Source organism: Streptomyces mayonensis (assembly GCF_018982965.1).
In the GTDB taxonomy this organism is placed as follows: domain Bacteria; phylum Actinomycetota; class Actinomycetes; order Streptomycetales; family Streptomycetaceae; genus Streptomyces; species Streptomyces mayonensis.
The window spans coordinates 1-23212 of the sequence record NZ_JACBYP010000005.1 but is presented as its reverse complement, the minus strand read 5'-3'; the positions used below and the strand labels follow the sequence as shown (position 1 = coordinate 23212).

Annotated in this window: 14 protein-coding genes; all 14 read left to right on the top strand. The window is 74.3% G+C overall.

All coding sequences use genetic code 11. The features are described 5' to 3' along the window. The first annotated feature begins 77 nt into the window (after positions 1 to 77). The 14 genes from HZS56_RS02860 (at position 78) to HZS56_RS02795 (ending at position 23084) form a co-directional block, all read left to right on the top strand. The gene (locus HZS56_RS02860; protein ID WP_216719051.1) at positions 78 to 1466 is read left to right on the top strand and encodes a lysine N(6)-hydroxylase/L-ornithine N(5)-oxygenase family protein; all 1389 of its coding nucleotides are present in this window, start codon (positions 78 to 80) and stop codon (positions 1464 to 1466) included. A gap of 71 nt (positions 1467 to 1537) precedes the next feature. Then, positions 1538 to 1756, top strand: coding sequence for an MbtH family protein (locus HZS56_RS02855; protein WP_216719050.1), 219 nt, complete (start codon positions 1538 to 1540; stop codon positions 1754 to 1756). Positions 1757 to 2006: 250 nt separating this feature from the next. Then, positions 2007 to 3203, top strand: a complete 1197-nt coding sequence (locus HZS56_RS02850; RefSeq protein ID WP_308407965.1) for an isochorismate synthase — start codon at positions 2007 to 2009, stop codon at positions 3201 to 3203. Between the two features lie 155 nt (positions 3204 to 3358). Further along, the gene (locus tag HZS56_RS02845; protein ID WP_216719049.1) at positions 3359 to 3598 is read left to right on the top strand and encodes a phosphopantetheine-binding protein; all 240 of its coding nucleotides are present in this window, start codon (positions 3359 to 3361) and stop codon (positions 3596 to 3598) included. Next, positions 3595 to 4587, top strand: coding sequence for a siderophore-interacting protein (locus HZS56_RS02840; RefSeq protein ID WP_216719048.1), 993 nt, complete (start codon positions 3595 to 3597; stop codon positions 4585 to 4587). Before HZS56_RS02845 ends, HZS56_RS02840 begins: the two co-directional genes overlap by 4 nt. A 123-nt stretch (positions 4588 to 4710) precedes the next feature. Next, on the top strand, positions 4711 to 5721 hold the full coding sequence (locus HZS56_RS02835) for an ABC transporter substrate-binding protein (protein ID WP_216719047.1): 1011 nt from the start codon (positions 4711 to 4713) through the stop codon (positions 5719 to 5721). 5 nt (positions 5722 to 5726) lie between these two features. Further along, a complete protein-coding gene (locus tag HZS56_RS02830; RefSeq protein ID WP_308407974.1) occupies positions 5727 to 6743 on the top strand; it encodes a FecCD family ABC transporter permease in 1017 nt (338 codons plus the stop codon). Then, positions 6740 to 7762 (top strand): FecCD family ABC transporter permease, encoded by a 1023-nt coding sequence (locus HZS56_RS02825; RefSeq protein WP_374201061.1) that lies wholly within the window; start codon positions 6740 to 6742, stop codon positions 7760 to 7762. The genes HZS56_RS02830 and HZS56_RS02825 overlap by 4 nt, the downstream gene beginning before the upstream one ends. Further along, on the top strand, positions 7759 to 8544 hold the full coding sequence (locus HZS56_RS02820; RefSeq protein WP_216719045.1) for an ABC transporter ATP-binding protein: 786 nt from the start codon (positions 7759 to 7761) through the stop codon (positions 8542 to 8544). Before HZS56_RS02825 ends, HZS56_RS02820 begins: the two co-directional genes overlap by 4 nt. Before the next feature lies 1 nt (position 8545). Beyond that, entirely contained in the window at positions 8546 to 18658 is a 10113-nt protein-coding gene (locus HZS56_RS02815; protein ID WP_216719044.1) for a non-ribosomal peptide synthetase, read from the top strand. A gap of 68 nt (positions 18659 to 18726) precedes the next feature. After that, a complete protein-coding gene (locus HZS56_RS02810; RefSeq protein WP_301542970.1) occupies positions 18727 to 20085 on the top strand; it encodes a DHA2 family efflux MFS transporter permease subunit in 1359 nt (452 codons plus the stop codon). Beyond that, positions 20085 to 21170: a 3-deoxy-7-phosphoheptulonate synthase gene (locus HZS56_RS02805; RefSeq protein WP_216719043.1), complete on the top strand. Its 1086-nt coding sequence runs from the start codon at positions 20085 to 20087 to the stop codon at positions 21168 to 21170. The genes HZS56_RS02810 and HZS56_RS02805 overlap by 1 nt, the downstream gene beginning before the upstream one ends. A gap of 64 nt (positions 21171 to 21234) precedes the next feature. Then, complete coding sequence (locus HZS56_RS02800) at positions 21235 to 22182, top strand: methionyl-tRNA formyltransferase (protein ID WP_216719042.1); 948 nt, start codon at positions 21235 to 21237, stop codon at positions 22180 to 22182. Between the two features lie 101 nt (positions 22183 to 22283). After that, the gene (locus HZS56_RS02795; protein ID WP_216719041.1) at positions 22284 to 23084 is read left to right on the top strand and encodes a dimethylarginine dimethylaminohydrolase family protein; all 801 of its coding nucleotides are present in this window, start codon (positions 22284 to 22286) and stop codon (positions 23082 to 23084) included. Positions 23085 to 23212 lie beyond the last annotated feature (128 nt).

Genomic DNA, 23212 nt, shown 5'->3' with positions numbered 1-23212 from the left:
TAGGTGAGGCTTACCTAATAAACATCGGGCGGGAATCAACGAAGGCGGCCCCGTCGGGCCCCGAGCGAAGGAAGAGGATGTCAGCAGGGCACGCAGACGCAGGCGCGGAGCGGTACGACGAGCAGCCGGTCCACGATCTGGTCGGCATCGGGTTCGGCCCGGCCAACCTCGCACTGGCCATCGCCATCGCGGAACACAACGCGCACAGCGGCGGCGCCCGCGCGCTCCGCACGGCTTTCCTCGAACGGCAGCGGGAGTTCGGCTGGCACCGGGGCATGCTGCTCGCCGGCGCCACCATGCAGGTGTCCTTCCTGAAGGACCTGGCCACCCTGCGCGACCCCGGCAGCCGCTTCACCTTCCTGCGGTTCCTGCACGAGCGCGGCCGCCTCGTGGACTTCATGAACCAGAAGACCTTCTTCCCCACCCGGATCGAGTTCCACGAGTACCTGAGCTGGTGCGCCGCCGCGATGGGCGAACAGGTGCGCTACGGCCGGCAGGTCCACTCGGTACGGCTGCCGGGCGACGGCGACGTCCTCGAGGTGCTCTCCCGGCCGGTGGACGACCCCACGGCCGCGGCCGAGGCGCTGCGGGCCCGGAACCTCGTCGTCGGGACCGGACTCACGCCCAAGTTCCCCGAGGGCGTCGAACCGGGCCCGCGGGTGTGGCACAACCGGGACCTCCTGCCGCACCACCGTTCGCTGACCGGCCGCCCGCACCGCCGCTTCGCCGTCGTCGGCGCCGGCCAGTCCGCCGCGGAGACCGTCGAGTTCCTGCACCGCGAGTTCCCCGACGCCGACGTCTGCGCGGTCTTCGGCCGGTACGGGTACAGCCCCTCGGACGACAGCGCCTTCGCCAACCGGATCTTCGACCCGGACGCGGTGGACCACTTCTACTCCGCGCCGGAGGACGTCAAGCAGTCCCTGATGGACTACCACTCCAACACCAACTACTCGGTCGTCGACCCCGACCTGATCGAGCAGCTGTACCGGACCTCCTACCAGGAGAAGATCGCGGGTGCCGAGCGGCTGCGCTTCCTCAACACGACGTCCCTCACGGCCGTCGAGGAGCGCGAGGGCGATGTGCGGCTGCACCTGCGCCCACTGGTCGAGGGCGAGCCGTACACCCTGGACTGCGACGCGGTGGTGATGGCGACCGGGTACCGCCCCGCCGACCCGCGCACCCTGCTCGGTCCACTGGCCGAGGAGTGTCTGACGGACGGCCGGGGGCGGCTGCGGATCAGCCGCGACCACCGGGTCCTCACCACGTCGCGGGTACGCGCGGGAATCTACGTGCAGGGTGCGATCTCGCAGCACACGCACGGCATCACGTCCTCGCTGCTGTCCACGCTCGCGGTCCGCTCCGGCGAGATCTGCGACGCCCTGCTGCTGGACCGTGCCGGACGGAGCGTGCCGGTCACGGCCGCCGGGGCGGAGCCGGCCGAGGACCTCGCCGTCACGGCCGACTGAGCCCCGGACGCGCGCAATCGCCGTACCACCGCCGGCGGCCCCCCTCCCGGCATCCCCCACAAGGAGACCCCATGGGCGCCAACCCGTTCGATGACGACGAGGCCCGCTTCCTCGTCCTGGTCAACCAGGAGAACCAGCACTCGCTGTGGCCCGCGTTCGCCGAAGTACCCGGGGGATGGTCGGTGGTGCACGGCGAGGACACCCGCGCCGCCTGCCTCGCCTACGTGGAGGAGCACTGGACGGACCTGCGTCCGGCCAGTCTGGTGGCGCACGCCGAACGCACCCGCTGAGGTGCCGGCAGCCCGCTCCCGGGCCCGCGCCGACTCCGTCCCACCGCGCCGACTCCGTCCCACCGCGGTGGCCCCGCGGACCGCGCGGCCCGGCTTCGACCAGGACGTACTCCACCAGCCCCGACCATCAGCCCGATCAGCCCGATCAGCCCGATCAGTTCGATCAGCCCTGTCGTCACGATCAGTCCGGTCGTCACGATCGGCTCGACCCAAGCCTCACCCGTTTCGCCGGAGCAAAGGATTCGCGGACGTGTCCATATCCACAGCGGTGCGCCCCCAGCCCGTGTACGAGGCCGCCGACCTGCTGGCGGCCTATCTGACGGGATCGTTCTACTTCTCCTCGGCACGCGGCACGATGCTGGCGGACGGCGTGTACTCCCGGGTCGCGGCGGCCGCGGGACCGCGGGCGGCACCAGTCGCCCGGGCGCTGGAGTCGGCGGCCGCGGCGGGGCTGCCGGACCCGGTGGTGGTCGGAGCCATCGGCTTCCGGCCCGAGGCGCGGGCGTCCCTGGTGGTGCCCGCCGTGGTGCGGCGCGCGGGTGCGCCCGAGTACCTGCCGGTCCCCGCCGCCCGGACCGGTGCGGGATGGCGGGTGCGGCCGCTGCCGAGGCCCGAGGGCTACGCCGACGGTGTACGCCGTGCGGTGGACCTCATCCGGGACGACAGGCTGCGCAAGGTGGTCCTCGCCCGCTGCCTGGAACTCACCGCCGACGCCCCCGTCCGGGTGCCCTCGCTGCTGACCCGGCTGGTGCACGCCAACCCGGCCGCCTACGCCTTCGCCGCCGACGTCACCGCGCCCGGCGACTCCGCCTTCCGTACCGTGGTCGGGGCCAGCCCCGAACTGCTGGTGTCCCGGCGGGGCACGACCGTGAGCGCCAATCCGCTGGCCGGTTCCGCACCGCGCTCCGGCGACGAGGCCGTCGACCGGGAACGCGTCGCGCGACTGCGGGGATCGGCCAAGGACCTCGGGGAACACGCCCACACCGCCGCACAGGTGGCGGAGGTCCTCGGCCGGTTCTGCACCGACCTCGAGGTGCCCGCCGGACCCGAGGTCATCGGCACCCCCACCATGTGGCACCTGTCCAGCCGCATCACCGGCCGGCTGCGCGATGCCGAGGACCCGGCCTCCTCGGCGCTCGCGCTGGCGGAGGCGCTCCACCCGACCCCGGCCGTCGGCGGGGTGCCCGCGGCCGCGGCCCTCGACGCCATCGCCGCGATCGAGCCCGGGGACCGCGGCTACTACGCCGGCATGGTCGGCTGGAACGACCTGAAGGGCGACGGCGAATGGGCCGTGACCATCCGCAGCGCCGAGGTCAGTGACCGGACGGTCCGCGTGTTCGCGGGCGCCGGCGTGGTCGCGGACTCGCGGCCGGAGGCCGAACTCGCCGAGACCACCGCCAAGTTCCGCACCCTGCTGGAGGCGCTCGGTCTGGCGGACGTGGCGTGAGCCTGCCACACCCCGGGCCCGCACCCCACCCGCCCCGCCCCGCCCCCACACCCGCACCCACAGAGCGTCCCAGTCGTCCGCGCCGACGCTCCCGCCCCTTCCCACCCGCCGCGCCGGCCGTCCGGTCCGTGCACACACTTCCCAGGAGCCCACAGGTGAACCAGTCACTGACGTCCGACCGGATCCGCGCGGACGTGGCCGAGATCATCGGCTGTGACATCTCGGACATCCGCCCCGGGGACGATCTCTTCGACCTCGGCCTCGACTCGGTCCGGCTGATGACCCTGGTCGAGCGCTGGCGGTCCGCCGGCGCGCCCGGACTGGAGCTGCCCGACCTCGCCGAGCGCCCCGAAGTCGCCCACTGGATCACCGTGCTGACGGGGGAGAAGGAGTGACGCGCACCGACCACGGGCACCGCCATCTGGAGCGGATCGCCCAGGTAAGGGCGGGGGACGTCCCGGCGAAGGTCCGCTACCCCATCCGGGTCCGGGAGACACGGGTGGTGCGCACCACCATGGTGGGCTCCGGGCTGCTGCGGCTGACCCTCGGCGGCTCCGGCGTCGAGGGCTTCGAGTCGCACTCGCCGATCGACCACGTGAAGCTGATCTTCCCGGAGCCCGACGGCTCGCTGCGGCTTCCCGAGCCGGACGGCGACCTGCTGCGCTGGCCGCGTCCGGCCCCCCCCTCGCGGGAGTACACGGTGCGCCGCCACGACCCGGTGGCCGGCGAGATCGACATCGACATCGCCCCGCACCCGGGGGGACTGGCCTCCGACTGGGCCCAGGAGGTGGCCCCCGGCGCCGTCGCCCACGTCGCGGGCCCGCCCGGCGGGCTGATCGTGCCACCCGTCTACGACCGTTACCTGCTGGTCGGTGACATCACGGCACTGCCCGCGGTCGCCTGCTGGCTGGAGCAGCTGCCCCGTGACGCCCGCGGCTGGGCCTTCGTCGAAGTCGCCGACGCCACGGAGGAGATCCCGCTCGCCGCCCCGGAGGGAATGGAGGTGCGCTGGCTGCACCGCGGTGCCCGCCCGGCCGGCACCGGCGGCCTTCTGGAACGGTCCGTCACCACGATCGCCGTACCCGAGGGCGAGCGACTGTACGCCTGGATCGCCGGCGAGGCAGGGCAGATCAAGCCCCTGCGCCGCTGGATCCGCGACGTGCTGCGCCTGCCGCGCTCGGACCACGAGATCTCCGGCTACTGGAAGCGCGGCGTCGCCGACTTCGACGACGAGCACGACCATCCGCCGGACGACCACGTGCCGCAGGAGCACGCGCCGGACGGCCGTGCCCCGCACGGACGGCACAAGCACGAGCACGCGCCGGACGACCGCGCCCCGCACGGACGGCACAAGCACGAGCACCACGACGACCACCGGCACTGAGGCCCCCGCGCCCACTGCCCCACTCACCCCGACCCTCCCCGGTCAACCGCCGGGGAGTCACAGACCGAGCGGACCCCCGCCCCCGCCGGCGGGCCGGTCTCGCCCAGCAGAAGGAGTCGCACCATGTTCGCTCGCAGAATCCCGGGCCTGGCAGGTGCCGTGGCACTCGCCGTGGCCCTGACCTCCTGCGGGTCCTCGGACAGCGATTCGTCGGCCGGCGACGCGTCGGACAAGTCGGGGCAGAAGACCCGCGAGTTCACCGTGGGCGACGAGAAGGTCTCCATCCCGGCCGACCCCGAGCGGGTCGTGGCCACCGGGTACGCCGTGCCGACCCTGATCCAGGCCGACGCCCCGCTGGTCGGCATCTCCTCGTGGAAGCGGGGCGAGCCGATGATGGACGGCGAGGAGAAGGCCGCCTACGACAAGCTGCCCAAGGTCGCCGGCGAACTGGCCTCGGAGACCAACTACGAGGCGATCGCCGAGGCCGAACCCGACCTCATCGTCCTCGGTGTGCCGGTCCCGGTGCTCGGCGACATCGACATGGACCGGCTGAAGTCGATCGCCCCGGTCGTCGCGGTCGGCCCGATGGTGCCCTCCGAGTGGCGCGAGGTCTCCCGCCAACACGCCGACGCCGCCGGCGTCCTGGACACCTACGAGAAGGCCGAGGACGCGTACGACGCCAAGGCGGCCGAGCTGAAGAAGAAGTACGCCGACGCGCTCGACGGGCTGAAGTTCGGCCACGTCGGCTCGTACGGCGACACCTCCAAGGGCACCTTCCAGCGCGAGTTCAACGGCTCCTGGGGCACCAACGCCGCCCAGGACGTCGGCGCGGACTACGTCGGCAAGCCCAAGGAACCGGGCCCCGGCTCCAGGTCCGTGAGCGAGTACCCCTCCCTCGAGGAACTGTCGGACTCCCTCGGCGCGTCGGACGTCATCACCTACTCCGTGAACACCGACGGCAGCGTTCCCGACGCGGTGCAGGCCGTCCTCGACTCCAAGCTGTGGAAGAACCTGCCGGCCGTGAAGAAGCAGCGGGCCTTCCCCGTCGCCTTCACCGAGGCCGCCACCTACGGCGACGCCATGAAGACCCTCGACGCGATCGACAAGTCGTTCGCGCCCCTGCTGGACAAGTGACCGCCGTGGACCGTCCCGTCGAGAGGCCGGCAGGCCGCCGGAGCCTGCCGCAGGCAGCCCCGCTCCTCGGCGGACTGGTCCTGCTGGCCGTCGTCGCCGTGCTCAGCCTCGGGGTGGGCGCCCACCAGGTGTCCCCCGGGGAGGTGCTGCGCGCGCTGTTCGACTACCACGCGGGCGACGACGACCACGTGATCGTGCGGGACATCCGGCTGCCGCGCGCCGTACTGGCGACGGCCGTGGGAGCCGCCCTCGCTGCCGCCGGGGCACTGATCCAGACCCTCGCCCGCAACCCGCTGGCCGAGCCGGGCGTCCTCGGCGTCACCGCGGGCGCCGGCTTCGCCATCACCGTCGGCGCCGGTCTCGGACTCGCCGCCGGCCAGGGCGGACAGCTGCTCTGGGCCATCGCGGGCTCCGTCCTCGCCGCCCTCCTCGTGGCGGCGGTCGGGCGCACCTCGCCCCTGCGGCTGGTGCTCACCGGGACCGCCCTGACCGCGGTCCTCGGCGGACTCGCCCTGGGGCTGCGCCTGATGGACCCCGAGACCTTCGACACCTACCGGTTCTGGTCGGTGGGCACCCTCGCGGGGCGCGAGCAGGAACCGCTGACGCTGCCGCTGACCGGCATCGCGCTCTGCCTGGTGCTGGCCCTCACGATCAGCCGGGGGCTGAACGCGCTCAGCCTGGGCGAGAACGTCGCCCGCGCCCTCGGCGTGAGCGTGGCGCGGACCCAGGCGCTCACGCTGGTGCTGATCACCGTCCTGTGCGGCGCCGCCACCGCCGTGGCCGGACCGATCCTGTTCGTCGGGCTGATCGTCCCGCACCTGGTCCGCAGGCTCGCGCAGGGATCGGTCCCCTGGCTGCTGCTCCACTCGATGGTGCTCGGACCCGTCCTGCTGCTGGCCGCGGACTCCGCGGCCCGCGTCCTCCTGCCCACCGGCGAGGTGCCGGTGGCGATCGTCACCGCCTTCCTGGGAGGCCCGATGCTGATCTGGACCGTACGCAAGTACGGGGCGGGGGCACTGTGAGCACCTACGCACCCGGGACGGTCCGCCTCCCCCTCGGCCTGCGGGCGGAGCGGCGGCCGCTGCTGGTCTGCGCGGCGCTGGGCGTCCTGGTCGTCGCGCTCGGCGTGACCGGACTGTGCTACGGCGCCTCCTGGTCCACCCCGGCCGAGGTGTTCGCCGCGCTCGCCGGTACCGACCCCTCCGTGGTCATCACCGAGTGGCGGCTGCCGCGGGTGGCGGCCGGCCTGGTCTTCGGGGCGGCGCTCGGCCTGTCCGGCGCCCTCTTCCAGAACCTGACCCGCAACCCGCTGGGCAGCCCCGACGTCATCGGCCTGGACTCCGGCGCCTACACCGGCGCCCTGTTCGCCCTCTACGCACTGAGCGGCACCGCCGCCCAGCTGGCCGCGTTCTCGGTGCTCGGCGGGCTCCTCGCCACCATCGTCGTGTACCTGCTCTCCTTCGACCGCGGCTTCTCCGGACTGCGCCTGGTGGTCATCGGCATCGCGGTCAACGCGATGGTGACCGCCTTCAACTCGTGGATCGTCCTGCGTGCCGACACCGACGTGGCCATCGCCGCGGTGGGCTGGAGCGCCGGCTCCCTCAACGGCGTCGACTGGGCCGACCTGCGGGTCCCGTTCTGGATCATCGCGCTGCTGTTCGCGGTGATCTCCCTGCGGACCCGCGCCCTGCACCAGACGCTGCTCGGGGACGCCCTCGCGGTCACCACCGGCGTCGGACTCGGACGGCTCCGCCTGCTGATGGTGCTGGTCGGCGTCGGCTGCACGGCGACCGTGACCGCGGTGGCCGGACCGATCGCCTTCATCGCGCTGGCCGCCCCGCAGATCGGCCGCCGCCTCACCGGCTCGCCCGGTACCCCCCTGCTCCCGGCCGCGCTGACCGGGGCCGTCCTGCTGCAGGGCGCGGACCTGCTCGCCCAGGCGCTGCTGGCGCCCGAGGCACTGCCCGTCGGCGTGGTGAGCACCGCCGTCGGCGGCTGCTACCTGATCTGGCTGCTGACCAAGGAGGTGAGGCGCGCGTGAGCGCACGCCTGACCGCGCGGGAGATCACCCTGCGCTACGGCGACCGGGTGGTCTCCACCCGGCTGAGCCTCGACGTGCCCGACGGCTCCTTCACGGCCGTCGTCGGCCCCAACGCCTGCGGCAAGTCCACGCTGCTGCGCGCCCTGGTCCGCCTGCTGCGGCCCGCCGAGGGGCAGGTCGAACTGGACGGGCGGGAGGTCGCCTCGTACCCCTCGAAGGAACTGGCCCGGCAGGTCGGCTTCCTGCCGCAGGACCCGCTCGCTCCGGACGACATCAAGGTCCGCCAACTGGTGTCCCGCGGCCGCTTCCCCCACCGGACGCTGCTGTCGCCGAGGTCGCAGCAGGACGAGTCGGCCGTGCGGGAGGCCATGGCGGCGGCCGAGGTCACCGAGCTGGCCGACCGCCCGGTACAGGAACTCTCCGGCGGCCAGCGGCAGCGCGTGTGGATCGCCATGGCGCTGGCCCAGGAGACCCCCTACCTGCTGCTCGACGAGCCGACGTCCTTCCTGGACATCACCCACCAGTACCAACTGCTGCACCTGCTGGCCCGGCTGCGCGACCGGGGCCGCACCGTCGTCGCCGTCCTGCACGACATCAACCAGGCCTGCCGCTTCGCGGACCACCTCGTCGCCATGCGCGACGGGAAGGTGGTGGCCGAGGGCAGACCCGGGGACATCGTGGACGCGGCGCTGATCAAGGACGTGTTCGACCTGCCGAGCGTGATCGTCCCCGACCCGGTGGCCGGTACTCCGATGGTCGTCCCCACCCTGCAAGGAGACTGAAGTGACCACGCCACACGTCCCCGCGGACCGGCTGCTTCCGCTGACCGGCGCCCAGTGGGGCATCTGGAACGCCCAGCGCCTGGAACCCGACTCCCCCTACTACCTGGTCGGGGACGTGGTGGAGATATCCGGCCCGGAACCGGTGGACGCCGGGGCGGTGGCCCGGGCGGTCCGCGCCACCGTCCAGGAGGCCGAGAGCCTGCGGCTGCGCGTGCACGACACCCCGGACGGGCCCCGCCAGTGGGTCAGCGCCGAGCCGGTGCGGCTGCCCCGTGTCATCGACCTGAGCGACCGTCAGGACTCGGCCGCAGCGGCCGGGGCACTGGTCGAGGACGAACGGGCCCGCGCCGCCGAGTACTGCCGGCCGATGACCGACCGCCCCCTGTACGCACCCGTCGTCATCCGGCTGTCGGACCACGAGGTCTGGTACACCCAGCTCGGCCACCACCTGGTCTTCGACGGCTACAGCGGCGCCATGCTGGTCCGCCGCACCGCCGCCCACTACACCGCCCTGGTCCGCGGCACCGAGGCCCCGCCCTGCACCTTCGGCACCATGGCGGCCCTGGTCGCCGCCGACCGGGAGTACCGGGAGAGCGAGCGCGCGCAGCGGGACCGCGCGTACTGGGTGGACCGCTTCACCCCGCTGCCCGAGCCGGTCGGCTCGGCGGCACCCGCCGAGCCCTCCGGCCGCTCGCTCACCGCCCGCGCGGAACTGGGCCGCGAGGACACGGAGCGGCTGCACGCCTTCGCCCAGCGGGAGAACGTCACCTGGGGCGAGGCGGTGATCGCCGGCTACGCCGCCTTCCTGCACCGTGTGACGGGCGACGACGAGGTCGTCTTCGCGCTGCCGCTGATGTGCCGTACCGGCGCGGTGGAGCTGCGCACCCCGTCGATGGGGGTCAACGTGCTGCCGCTGCGCACCCGCGTCGGCCCCGGCGACTCACTCGCCGAACTGACCCGGCGGGTCGCCGGCATCCTGCGCGAGATGCGCAGGCACCAGCGCTACCGCGGCGAGGACCTGCCGCGGGACCTCGCGGTGCCCGGCGCCGGCGCGCTGCTGCACGGCCGCGGGATCAACCTCAAGGCCTTCGACCTGACGACGGACTTCGCCGGTGCGCGGGCGGTGATGCGCAACGTGGCCGGCGGACCGCCCGAGGACATGGGCCTGTCGGTGCTGCCCACCGCCGGCGGCGGACTCCTCCTCGGCTTCGAGGTGGACGCCCGGGACAACGACCAGTCGACCGTGGACGGCAAACTGACCGGGCTGCGGACCCTGCTGACGGGGCTGGTCGACGGTCTGCCGGTGGGGCGCGTCCCGCTGAACCCCGCGGGCCTCCCGGCCGAGTGGGCGCCGCCCGCCCTGCCGGGCACGCGACTGTCGGTACCGGAGGCGCTTCAGGCGCTGGCCGCGGCCGACCCGGGGCGGACCGCCCTGGTCTGCGGGGAGGACCGCTGGAGCGCCGGTGAGCTGGCACAACGCGTGCACCGGCTGGCCCGGGCCCTGCGCGCCCGCGGGATCGGTGCCGAGGACGTGGTGGCCCTCGCGCTGCCCCGCTCCGCCGAGACGGTCACCGCGCTGCTCGCGGTGCTCGACGCCGGTGCCGCCTTCCTGCCCCTGGACGCCGCGCATCCCCCCGAGCGGCTGCGCGCCCTCGTCGACGACGTCCGCCCCGCTCTCGTGGTGACCTCGGGCGGGTCGGCAGGCATCGAGGGCATCGAGGGAACCGACTGGAAGATCCTGCTGGAAGAGGCTGAGGGGCTCCCCGGAACCCCGCTGGCGCCCGCCGAACTCGCCGCCGCCCGGCACCCGGAGCACCTCGCCTACATCATCCACACCTCCGGCTCCTCCGGCCGCCCCAAGGGCGTGCTCGGCCGGTCCGGCGGACTCGCCGCCCTGCTGCACCACCAGCGCTCCACCGTCGTCGCCGAGGCGGAACGCTCCGCGGGCCGGCCGCTGCGGGTCGCCCACACGTATTCCTTCGCCTTCGACTCCGCCTTCGACCACCTCGTCTGGCTGCTGTGCGGACACGAACTGCACGTCTACGACGCCGAGACGGTCCGCGACGCCGACCTGCTGCTCGCGGCCTGCGCGGCGGACGGCGTCGACGTGGTCGACACCACCCCCTCGATGGCCGTCCCGCTGCTCGACGCGGGACTGCTCGACCTGCGGCCGACGCTGCTCGTGCTCGGCGGCGAGGCCACGCCGCCCGCCCTGTGGCGGCGGATCACCGCCGCCGGGATCAGCGCCCGCAACATGTACGGCCCCACCGAGGCCACCGTCGACAGCACCACCGCCGTCCTGTCGGGTACGGAGCCGACCATCGGGCACCCCCTCGCGGGCACCCGTGTCCACGTACTGGACCACGCCCTGCAGCCCGTGCCCCCGGGCGCCACCGGCGAGCTGTACCTGGCGGGCCCGCACCTGGCCCGCGGCTACCTCGGCATGCCCGCAACCAGCGCCGAACGCTTCGTGGCCGACCCCTACGGCCCGCCGGGCTCGCGCATGTACCGCACCGGCGACCTGGTCCGCTGGGTGCCCGGACGCGGACTGGACTACCTCGGCCGCGCCGACGGCCAGGTGAAGGTGCGCGGCCACCGGGTGGAGATCGGCGAGGTCGAGTCCGCGCTGACCGCGCTGCCCGGGGTGGGCGCCGCCGGAGCGGACGTCCGCGCCGGCCGCCTGGTCGGCTACGTGGTGCCCGCCGGCCCCCTCACCTCCGAGGTCACCCCCGAGGGCGTCCGCGCCGCCCTCGCCGAGCGGCTGCCCGACCACCTGGTGCCCGCCGCCGTGGTGGTGCTCGACGCCCTGCCGCTGACCCCCAACGGAAAGCTCGACCGGGCCGCCCTGCCCGCTCCCGCCGCGGCGGGCGGCGGCCGGGAGGCGAGCACCGAGAAGGAACGTGTGCTCTGCCGGGTGCTGGCCGAGGTCTTCGAGACCGAACGGGTCGGTGTCGACGACGACTTCTTCGCCCTCGGCGGCGACAGCATCACCGCGATCACCGTCAGCAGCCGGCTGCGCGCCGCGGGCCTCGCCCTGCGCCCCCGGGACCTGCTGGCCCGCCGTACCTTCGCCGCTCTCGCGGCCACCGCCACCGAGGCCGTCCCCGCCGCCGAACCGGCCGACGAGCCGACCGGCCCGGTGACCGCCCCGCCCATCGTCCGCCAGCTGCTCGACCTCCACCCCGACGTGGACGTGGTCGCGGGCTACGCGCAGTGGACCGCCCTGCGCGTCGGCGAACTCGCCCTCGACGACCTCCGCTCCGGCGTGCGCACCGTCCTCGACCGGCACGACGCCCTGCGCCTGTCCGCCGGCGACTCCGGTACCGAGGTGCTGCCGCGCGGCACGGTCTCCGCGCGGGTCACCGAGGTGCACGGCGAGCACGCCGGGAGCGTCGCCGAGCGGCTGGCGGGCGAACTCGACCCCCGCCGCGGCGACCTTCTGCGCGCCGCCCTGATCCGTACCGGAGCCGGCCGGCCCGACGAGGTGGTCGTGGTCGTCCACCACCTCGCCGTGGACGGCGTGTCCTGGCGCATCCTCGTCCCCGACCTGGAAGCGGCCTCGACCGGCCGGCAGTCCCAGCCGGCCTCGACCGGCCGGCAGTCCCAGCCGGCCTCGACCGGCCGGCAGTCCCAGCCGGCCTCGACCGGCGGGCAGCCCCAGCCGGTCGGTGCCTCCTGGCGGCGGCACGCCGAACTCCTCGCCGAGCGCGCCCGGACCGGCGCCTGCCGGGCGGAACTCGCCCACTGGCAGCCCGTGCTGGACTCCGCCACCCGGCTCGGCCCCCGCACCCTCGACCCCGCGCGGGACACCGTCGCCACGGCCCACCGCTCGGTCACCCACGCCTCCCCGGAGGTCACCCGGGCCCTGCTGACCACGCTGCCCGCGGTCTACCGGGCCGGCGTGGACGAGGTCCTGCTCGCGGCGCTCGTCCTCGCACTCCGCGAGACCGGGAACCACGACGGCCGCACGGGCCTCGCCGACACGGTCACCGTGACGATGGAGGGCCACGGCCGCGAGGACCTCGACCTCTCCCGCACGGTCGGCTGGTTCACCAGCGAGTACCCGGTGCGGGTGCCCGCGGCCGGCGGACCGGCGGACGTGCTGCGCGCGGCCAAGGAGGCCAAGCGAGGCACCCCCGGCAACGGCCTCGGCTACGGCGTCCTGCGCCACCTGGACCCGCAGGGCGCCCCGCTCGCCGCCGTCCCCGCCCCCGACGTGCTCCTCAACTACCTGGGCCGGTTCACCACTTCCTCCGGCGACGGCTGGCGGCTGCCGGAGCAGGACGCCTTCTCCGTCCTCGAACCCGGAGCCAAGGCACTGGAACAGGTGCTGGCCCTCAACTGCTTCGTCCACGAGGACGGCGAGCCGCGCCTCGCCGTCGAGTGGACGGCGGCCGGCCGGATACTCGCCGCCGCGGACCTCGCCCGGCTGCAGCAGGCCTGGGACCGTGCCCTGACCGTCCTGGCGGAGCACGCCCGGCACGCCACCGGCGGACTCACCCCCTCCGACCTGCCGCTCGTCCGCCTCGACCAGGAGACCATCACCGCCCTGGAGAGCCGCGGCCCGCTGGCGGACGTCTGGCCCGCCACCCCGCTCCAGGTGGGGCTCGCCCTCCACACCGAACTCCGTGACGAGGACGACACCGACGTCTACGTCGTCCAGGCCGTCACTACCCTCGAAGGCGCCCTCGACCCGGCGCGCATGGCCGAGGCGGCGACGGAACTGCTGCGCCGCCATCCCTCGCTCAGGATCCACCTCGCCTCCCCGGGCGACGAGGTGGTGCAGGTGGTGCCCGCCGAGGCCGCACCCCGGTGGCGGCAGGACGACGACTTCGAGACCGCCGCACGCGAGGAGCTGTCGCGCCCCTTCGACCCCACCACCGGGCCGCTGATCCGCTTCCTGCTCTCCCGGACCGGCCCGGACGTGCACAAGCTGGCCATCACCAACCACCACGCGCTCCTCGACGGCTGGTCCATGCCGCTGGTCGGCCGCGCCCTGCTCGGTCTCTACGCCGAACTGGGCGGCGGCCCCGCCGTACCGCCGGCCGCCGACCTGTCCGCCTACCACCGCTGGCTGGCCGCCCGCGACCGCACCGCCTCACAGAAGGCCTGGCAGCAGGCACTCGACGGAGTGGACGGAGCCACCCGGCTCGCCCCCGCCACGGCCGGCGCCGCGGTGGAGCGGCCCGCGCGGATCTCCGTCGACCTCGGCACGGAGTTCAGCGACCGGCTGCGCGCCTTCGCCGGCGAGCAGGGCGTCACCCTGACCACGGTCCTCCAGACCGCCTGGGGTCTGCTCCTCGGCCGGCTCACCGGACGCACCGACGTGGTGTTCGGCGGACCGGTGTCCGGCCGGCCCGCCGAGGTCGAAGGCGTGGAGTCCATGATCGGCCAGCTCGGCACCACCATCCCGGTCCGGGTACGCCACCACCAGGACCAGACGGCCCGCGACCTCCTCGCCGAGGTGCACGCCGAGAGCGTCCGGCTCGCCGAGCACCACTACCTCGGCCTGCCCGAGATCCAGCGCCTCGCCGGAGCCGGTGAACTCTTCGACACCATGCTGGTGATGGAGAACTTCCCGCTCTCCAGCCGCAGGCGCACCCCCTTCGCTCCCGGGCTCGACCTCGCCGCGGTGGACATCACCGACGCCACCCACTACCCGCTCACCGTGATCGTGCTCCCCGACGAGGCGATCACCCTCGGCCTCGGCTACCAGCCGAGCGCCTTCCCCGAGTCCCGGGTGCGCGACATCGGCCGCTGGCTGCACCACCTGCTGCGGGAGATCGTCCGCGACCCGCTGCGGCCGGCGCTCGCCCTGCCCGTGCTGGAACCGGAGGAGCGGCAGCGGATGCTGCGCACCGGCACCGAAGCCGTCCCCGCCCGCGAGTACGGCCCCTGGCTGGACGTCTTCGCCTCCTGGGTACGCCGCAAGCCCACCGCCGAGGCCCTGGTCTGCCGCGACCGCAGCCTGACGTACGAGGAACTCGACCGGCGGGCCAACCGGCTGGCCCACGCGCTGCTGCGCAGCGGGGTACGGCCCGAGGATCCCGTCGCCGTCTTCCTCGGCCGGGACGTGGAGATGACCGTGGCGCTCTTCGGGGTCGCCAAGGCGGGCGCGGTGTACGTGCCGATGGACGCGAGTTACCCCGCGGACCGGCTGGCGTACATGCTGGACGACCTCGCCCCGGCGGCCGCCGTCACCACCGGCGCCGCCCTGCCCGCGGAACGCGGGATCCCCGTACTGCGGCTCGACGACCCGGCCACCCTCGACGGGGTGCCGGACACCGACCCGGCCGAGGCGCGGGCCGGGCTGACCGAGGACTCCCTGGCGTACGTCATCTACACCTCCGGAACCACCGGGCGCCCCAAGGGCGTCGGCGTGACCCACCGCGGGGTGCCCGACCTGGTCGCCCTCCAGGAGGAGGTCGTCGGCGTCACCGAGCACGACCGCTACCTGCACTTCGCCTCGACCGGCTTCGACGTGGCGTTCTGGCAGACCATGGTCCCGCTGCTCTCCGGCGGCACCTCGGTGATCGCCCCCGAGGAGGTGCGCGTACCGGGCGACGAACTCCTCGACTACATCGTCGAGCACCGGGTGACCGGCGTGAACCTGCTGCCGTCCTTCCTGGCGGCCATGCCCGACGACCGCACCGTGGACCCCGACGTCTTCTTCGTCGTCGGCGCCGAACGGCTCGACCCCGCACTCGCCCGCCGCTGGGGCAGGGGCCGACGGGCGCTCTTCAACGCCTACGGCCCCACCGAGGTCACCATCAACTCGGTGACCTGGCACTACGACCCGGACGACGCCGGGCCGCTGCCCATCGGCCGGCCCGACCCGAACGTCCGCGCCTACGTACTCGACCGGGGGCTGCAGCCCGTCGGCACCGGCGTCACGGGCGAGCTGCACCTCGCCGGCCCCAGCCTGGCCCGGGGCTACCTGGGCCGGCCCGCGCTGACCGCGGCCGCCTTCGTGGCCGACCCCTTCGGACCGCCCGGCGAGCGGATGTACCGCACCGGCGACCTGGTCCAGTGGCGTCCGGACGGACAACTCGTGTTCCTCGGGCGGGTGGACCACCAGGTCAAGATCCGCGGGTTCCGCGTCGAACTCGGCGAGGTCGAGTCCGCGCTGGCACGGCACCCGCAGGTCCGCGCCGGCGCCGCGGTCGTGCGCGACGGCCGCCTCGTCGGCTACCTGATCCCCGCCGACGGCGCCACCCCCGACGTCACCGACGTCCGCGCCCACCTCGCGGCGCAGCTGCCGGACCACATGGTCCCCACCGCCCTCGTGGTGATCGACCGGCTGCCGCTGAGCCCCAGCGGCAAGCTGGACGCCTCGGCGCTGCCCGCCCCCGAGACCGCCGCGACCCGGCGCCGGGAGGCCGCGAACCCGGCCGAGACCGTTCTGCTGGCCGTCCTCAAGGACATCCTCGGAACCGACGAGATCGGCCCCGACGACGACTTCTTCGCCGTCGGCGGAGACAGCATCGTCTCCCTGCAAGTCGTCTCCCGGGCCCGCCGGCAGGGGCTCGGACTGCGCGCCCGCGACGTCTTCGAAGGGGCGACGATCGCGGGGATCGCCGCCCGCGCCCGCACCCTTGAGGAGGCCGAGGCCCCCGCGGTGGGCGACGCCCCGCTCACCCCCGTGATGCGGGACCTGCTGCGCCGCGCGGGCACGGCGGCCGACGGCTTCTGCCAGTGGACGGAGGTCGCCGTCCCCGCCGGCGGGGACGAGGAACGCTGGCGCCGCACCCTCGACGCCGTACTGGAACGGCACGACGTGCTCCGCGCCCACCTCGCCGGCGACCTGCTGCGCATCCCGCCGGCCGGCGCCGTCACCGCGGCCGAGGTGCTCCACCGCACCCCCGTCAGCGGCGACCTGCCCGCCGGGGAACTGCGCGCGCTGATCGACGCGTGGACCGCCGGGGCCCGCGCGGAGATGGCGCCCGCCCGCGGTCCGCTGCTGCGCGCCCTGTGGGTGGACGCCGGACCCTCGGCACCGGGCAGGCTCGTCCTGATCGCCCACCACCTCCTGGTGGACGGCGTCTCCTGGCGGATCCTCGTCGACGACCTCCGGCACGCCCACGAGGGCGGCTCCCTCACCCGGCACGGTCTGTCGTTCCTCGCCCGGGCGCGTTCCCTGCGCGAGGCCGACCGGCGGTCCGAACTCCCGCACTGGCGGCGGATCACGCCCACCCCGGCACTGGCGGCCCGGGCGCTCGACCCGGCCCGGGACACCGTCGCCACCGCCGTGCACCACGAGATCCACCTGGACGCCGAGTCCACCCGCGCGCTCGTCACCACCCTGCCCGGCGCCCTGCGCGCCACCCCCGACGCGGCACTGCTCCCGGCCCTCGCCCGGGCGGTACACGCCTGGCGGGGCCACCCGCGGCTGCTGGTCGCCCTGGAGAGCCACGGCCGGCCCGCACACGTGGACCTGTCCCAGACCGTGGGCTGGTTCACCGCCGTCCATCCCGTGCTGCTCGACGCCGCCGAGGACCCGGCGGCGGTGGCGGAGCGGCTGCGCGCCCAGGGCGACGGACTCGGACACGGCATCCTCACCACGGCCGGACTCCTCGACCCGGTGCGGCCGGAGATCGCCTGGAACTACCTCGGCCGCTACGCCGGGGCACCCGCCCGGGAGACCCCCTGGCAGTCCCCGCCGGACGCGGACCCGCTCGGCTCCGGCGGCACGGACGAACTGCCGCTCCCGCACGCCCTGACGGTCAACGCCCTGGTCCGGGACGACCGGCTCGCCGTCCGCCTCACCTGGCCCGGTGAGCTGTTCACGGCCGACGAGATCGAGGAACTCGCCGGGCACCTGCACACCGCCCTGCGGGACACGGCGGCCGCCGCCGGGGACCTCGTCTCCCTCGGCGACGGACGCCGGGTCGCCGAGGTCCAGGCGCTCTCCCCGCTGCAGGCGGTCATGCTGCGGCACTCCCGCACCGAACGCCCCGATCCGTACACCGTCCAGTCCTGCTTCTCCCTCAGCGGCGCGCTCGACACGGACGCCCTGCGGGAGGCCGGGGCGGACCTGCTGGCCCGGCACCCGAACCTGGGGGCCGTGTTCCCCGGCGGTCTCGGGCTCGTCCCGCAGTCGGCGCGGCCGGACTTCCGGGTCCTCGACCGGCCGGCCGGAGACGTCCTCGCCGCCGACCTGGCCGAGCCCTTCGACCTCGGCGCCGGGCCGCTCGTCAGGCTGACCGTGAACCGGCAGGGCGGGGACCGCTTCGACCTGGTCCTGACCACCCACCACGTCCTCTCCGACGGCTGGTCGGCACCGCGCATCCTCACCGAGCTCTTCGCCCTCTACACCGCCCGCGTGACGGGGGAGAAGGCACAGCTGCCGGAGCCCGTGCCGTTCACGCGGTACCTGGACTGGCGGGCCGCGCACCGTCCCGACCTCACCGCCTGGGCGGAGGAACTGGCGGACCTGCCCGAGGGCGACCACTTCGGCACGGGCACGCCCGGCCCCGCCTGGCAGGAGCCCGCGGTGGTCACCGTCGGCGCCGGACTGGCAGGCGACCTGGGCCGGCTGGCCGCCGCACGCGGATGGACCCCCAACACCCTGGTGCAGGGCGCCTGGTCGGTCCTGCTCGCACGCCACGCGGGCCGCACGGACGTCTGCTTCGGCGCCATGGTCGCCTGCCGCCCCCCGGAGCTGGAGGGCGTCGAGGAGATCATCGGCCTGCTCGCCAACACCGTCCCGGTCCGGGCCAGGCTCACCGGCACCCTCGCCGAGGTGCTCACCGCCCTCCAGGACGGCCGGCGGGCGCTGCTGGACCACCAGCACGTCGCCCTGTCCGAGCTGGAGCGGCTGACCGGCAGGCAGCGGCTCTTCGACAGCATGGTCGTCTTCGAGAACTACCCCGTCGACCGGGAGAAGCTGCGCGAACCCGCCCCCGGCCTCACCCTGGCCGGCACCCGCTTCCGCGAGGCCACCCACCACCCGGTCACCCTCACCGTGATGCCCGAGGGCGAGGGCTGGACCTGCGTCCTCGGCCACCGGGCCGGGGTGGACGCGCAGGCGCTCGCCGAGGAGTTCCTCGCCACACTGCGCTCGCTCGGCGACCACCTCGACCGCGACGTCCGCACGCTGCTGGAGGGAGAGTGAGCAAGCCGTCCGGGCCGCCCGAGGCCCCGCCACCACAGGCCCCGCCGCCGGCCGGGACCGGCACGGGCCTGCTCCGCACCGCCTTCGTCCTGGTGCTCGGCACCTTCATGGCCACCCTGGACGCCACCATCGTCAACGTCGGCATCGACACCCTGGCGCAGGAGTTCGACGCCACCGTCGGGGACATCCAGTGGGTCGGCACCGCCTACCTGCTGGCCGTCGTCACCGCGGTGCCGGCCTCCGGCTGGCTCGCCGACCGCTTCGGCGGACGGCGGGTCTGGCTGGCCGCCGTCACCCTGTTCCTGGCCGGTTCGGCGCTGTGCGCCCTGTCCTGGTCGGCGACCAGCCTGATCGTCTTCCGCGTGGTCCAGGGCCTCGGCGGCGGACTGCTGCCGCCCACCGGACAGGCACTGCTCGCCCGCATCGCCGGCCCTTCCCGCATCGGCAAGGTGATCAGTGTCGTGGCCGTCGTGCCGCTGCTCTCACCGGTGCTCGGCCCCGTGGCGGGCGGCGCGCTGCTCGCGGCGGCGTCCTGGGAGTGGCTGTTCCTGGTCAACCTGCCGATCGGCGTACTCGCCCTGCTGCTCGCACGGCGGTACGTACCCGCCGTGGCGCCCGCGGCCAAGGGCGTGCCCTTCGACGTACGCGGCGCGCTGCTGCTCTCCCCGGGCCTCGCAGCCCTCGTCTACGGGCTGACCGAGGCCGCCGAGGGGCGCCGGCTGCCGGCCGTCCTCGGCGCCGGCGCGGGCGTGCTGATGCTGGCCGCGTTCGTGGCGCACGGGCTGCGGACCCGCGGCACCGCGCTGATCGATCCGCGCCTCTTCGCGCGTCCGCCGTTCGGCCCGGCCGCGCTCGCCCTGCTCGTCCTCGGCGCCTCGGTGTTCGGCACGGCCTTCCTGCTCCCCCTCTACCTGCAGACGGGCGAGGGGCTGTCGGCCTGGCAGGCCGGGCTGGTGCTGGCGCCCCAGGGCGTGGGCGCGGCGGCGGGCTCGGTACTGGTCAACCGGACCGTGGGCGCCGTGCCTCCCCGGACCCTGGTCGTCACCGGGGTCGGCCTGGTCCTCGCCGGGACCGTCCCGTTCACCCAGCTCGACCACGGACTGCCGGACGCCGTACTGATCGCCTCCCTGGCGGTGCGCGGCTTCGGAATGGCCATGATCAGCGCCCCGTTGATGAACATCGTCTACAGCCGGATGGAGTCCGCGCACGTCGCCCGTGCCTCCGGCGCCCTCAGCCTGCTGAACACCGTCGGCGGCTCGCTCGGCACCGCGGCCCTCGCCGTGGTCCTGCAGAGCCGCCTCGACGCCCGGCACCAGGACGCCACCGCGGCGTTCTCCGACACCTTCTGGTGGGTGGTCGGGCTCGGGCTGCTCGCCGCGGCCGGGACCACCCGGCTGCCCAGAACCCATGCCGTCAGGAGTACGTGATGCTGCTGCCCGCCCCGGCCGAGCTCCACACGGCCGTCCCTCTTCCCCCGGCGACCGCCGAGGCCGTCGCCGCACACCGGGACACCGTCACCGCGGTCCTCGGCCACCGCGACCCACGGCTGCTCGTGGTCGTCGGCCCCTGCTCGGTCCACGACACGCAGGCCGCCCTGGACTACGCCGACCTGCTCGCCGAAGCCGCACGCCGTCTCGGCGACGACCTCGTGATCGTCCTCCGCGCCTACCTGGAGAAGCCCCGCACCGGGCTCGGCTGGAGAGGCCTGCTCGACGCGCCGGCCCTCGACGGGAAGAGCGACCTCGCCACGGGACTGCGGACCGGACGCTCCTTCCTCGTCGAGGCCGCGGGCCGGGGACTGCCCCTCGCCTACGAGTTCGTCGACCCGGTACTCGCCCCGTACGTGGCGGACACCGTCTCCTGGGCCGCCATCGGCGCCCGGACCGTCGCCAGCCAGCCGCACCGGGGCCTGGCCTCCTGGCTGCCCATGCCGGTCGGAATGAAGAACTGCGTCTCCGGCGACCTCGCCCCCGCGGTGGCCGCGGCCCAGGTCGCCGCCCACCCCCAGGCCCTGCCGATGCTCTCCCCAGAGGGGCGGCTCGTGGTCACCGAAACCCTCGGCAACCCCCACCCGCACCTCGTGCTCCGGGGCGGAGCCGGCCCCAACCACGGTGCGGACCACGTGGCGAGAGGAGCGGACCTGCTCGCGGCGTCCGGCCTGCCGCGGACCGTCGTCGTGGACGCCTCCCACGGGAACAGCGGCAAGGACCACAACCGCCAGACGGAGGTGGTCGCCGAACTGGCACGGCGGGTCGACGCCGGGGAACCGGCCCTCACCGGCGTGATGATCGAGTCCTACCTCTCCGACGGCCGGCAGGAGCCCACCGCGGAGCCACTGCGCCGCGACCTCAGCGTCACCGACTCCTGCCTGGGCTGGGCACGCACAGAACCGCTGCTCGACGCCCTGGCCCTGGCCTCCCGGCACCGGCGCAGCCGGAACTCCCGAAGCCCCGGCCGGAACACGCCCACCGGGCCCGCCACCGCCACGCCCGCCACCGCGGCGCCCGTCTGAGGCGACCGCCCCACCGCACCTCTCCCGTACCCCTTTACCCGCACCCTTCAGAAAGGACGACCTGATGCGCGTCGTCATGTTCGGCTACCAGACCTGGGGCCACCGCACCCTGCAGGCACTGCTCGACTCCCCGCACGACGTGGTGACGGTGGTGACCCACCCGAAGAGCGAGCACGCCTACGAGAGGATCTGGAGCGACTCCGTCGCCGACCTGGCCGCCGAGCACGGCGTCCCGGTGATCATCCGCAACCGGCCGGACGACGAGGAGCTCTTCCAGCTCCTGAAGGACGCCGACCCGGACATCATCGTGGCCAACAACTGGCGCACCTGGATCCCGCCGCGCGTCTACAACCTGCCCCGGCACGGCACCCTCAACGTCCACGACTCCCTGCTCCCGAAGTACGCGGGCTTCTCGCCGATCATCTGGGCGCTCATCAACGGCGAGTCCGAGGTCGGGGTCACCGGCCACCTGATGGACGAGGAACTCGACGCCGGCGACATCGTCCTCCAGCGTTCCGTCCCGGTGGGCCCCGAGGACACGGCCACCGACCTCTTCCACAAGACCGTCGACCTCATCGCCCCGGTCACCGTCGGCTCCCTGGAGCTGATCGCGTCCGGGCGCACCGAGTTCACCCCGCAGGACAGGTCGCAGGCCACCTTCTTCCACAAGCGCGCCGAGGACGACATCCGGATCGACTGGAACTGGCCGGCCGAGGACCTCCACCGGCTGATCAGGGCCCAGTCGGCGCCCTACCCCGCGGCCTTCACCCACCACAGGGGCAGGCGCCTGGAGATCCTCGCCGCCGTGGTCTCCGAGAAGCGCTACGGCGGGACCCCCGGACGCATCTTCTACCGGGAGGGCGAAGGAGTCGTGATCGTCGCCGGCGCGGACGCCAGGACGGGCCGGAACCACGGTCTCGCCGTCACCCGCGTACGCACCGAGGACGGGCGGGAGCTGCCCGCCGCCGAGTACTTCACCAGGATGGGCGGATACCTCACCGACCGCCCCTGACCACCGCCGGGAAGCCGGGCCGGGCCGTACCACGCCCCCGTCCCGGGACACCGCCGGCGCCCGCACACCCCGCGGGCCCCGGCAGACCGCAGAGAGGCATCGTGAACAGCGAGCTGCTCGTCTCCGACACGGCACACTTCCGCGTCGACTACGAGATCAACCCCTACATGCACATCGGGGCACAGCCCACGCCGGAGGCGGCCGCGGCGGAACACCGGGCCATCGTGGCCGCGCACCTCGCGGCCGGCCGCAAGGTCGAGTACCTGCCGTCGGTGCCCGAGTGCCCCGACATGGTGTTCACGGCGAACGCCGCCGTGGTGAGCGACGGCCGGGCCGTGCTGGGCTGCCCACCCCAGGAACGCCGGTCGGAGACACCCCACTTCCGGGAGTGGCTGACCGGACGCGGGATCGAGACGGTCGAGGCGCCCTACGCCTTCAGCGGCCAGGGCGACGCTCTCGCCTTCGGCCCGCTGCTCCTCGTGGGGCACGGGCAGCGGACGGACGAGCGGATGCTCCCCGTGCTCGCCCGCGAGCTGGGCCGCGAAGTGGTGCCCCTGCGAACGGTCGGCGCGCGGTGGTACGACCTCGACCTGGCCGTCGGGGTGATCGGTGACAACACGCTGGCGTACTGCCCCGAGGCCCTCGACGCCCGCAGCCTGGACACCCTGCGGGGACTGGGTGCCGACCTCGTCGAGGTGAGCGTGGAGGAGGCCGGACGGTTCGCCCTCAACCTCGTGAGCGACGGCACCACCGTGACCATGGCGCGACATGTCCCACGGCTCGCGGGCGAGCTGCGGGACCGCGGGCTCGAGGTGGTCGAGCTGGACACCACGGAACTGGCCAAGGGCGGCGGCGGAATCCGCTGCACGGCGCTGACACTGGACCATCGGGCACAGCACTAGCGCTCCGGCACCGCCGCGCCGACGGCGTCACCGTGGATCACTGGGCCTCTTCGGGCCGGCCTCGGCGAGGCGTTTGTTGCGGCGGACGGAGGACCAGAAGGACCAGCCGATGAGGACGACGCCGACGA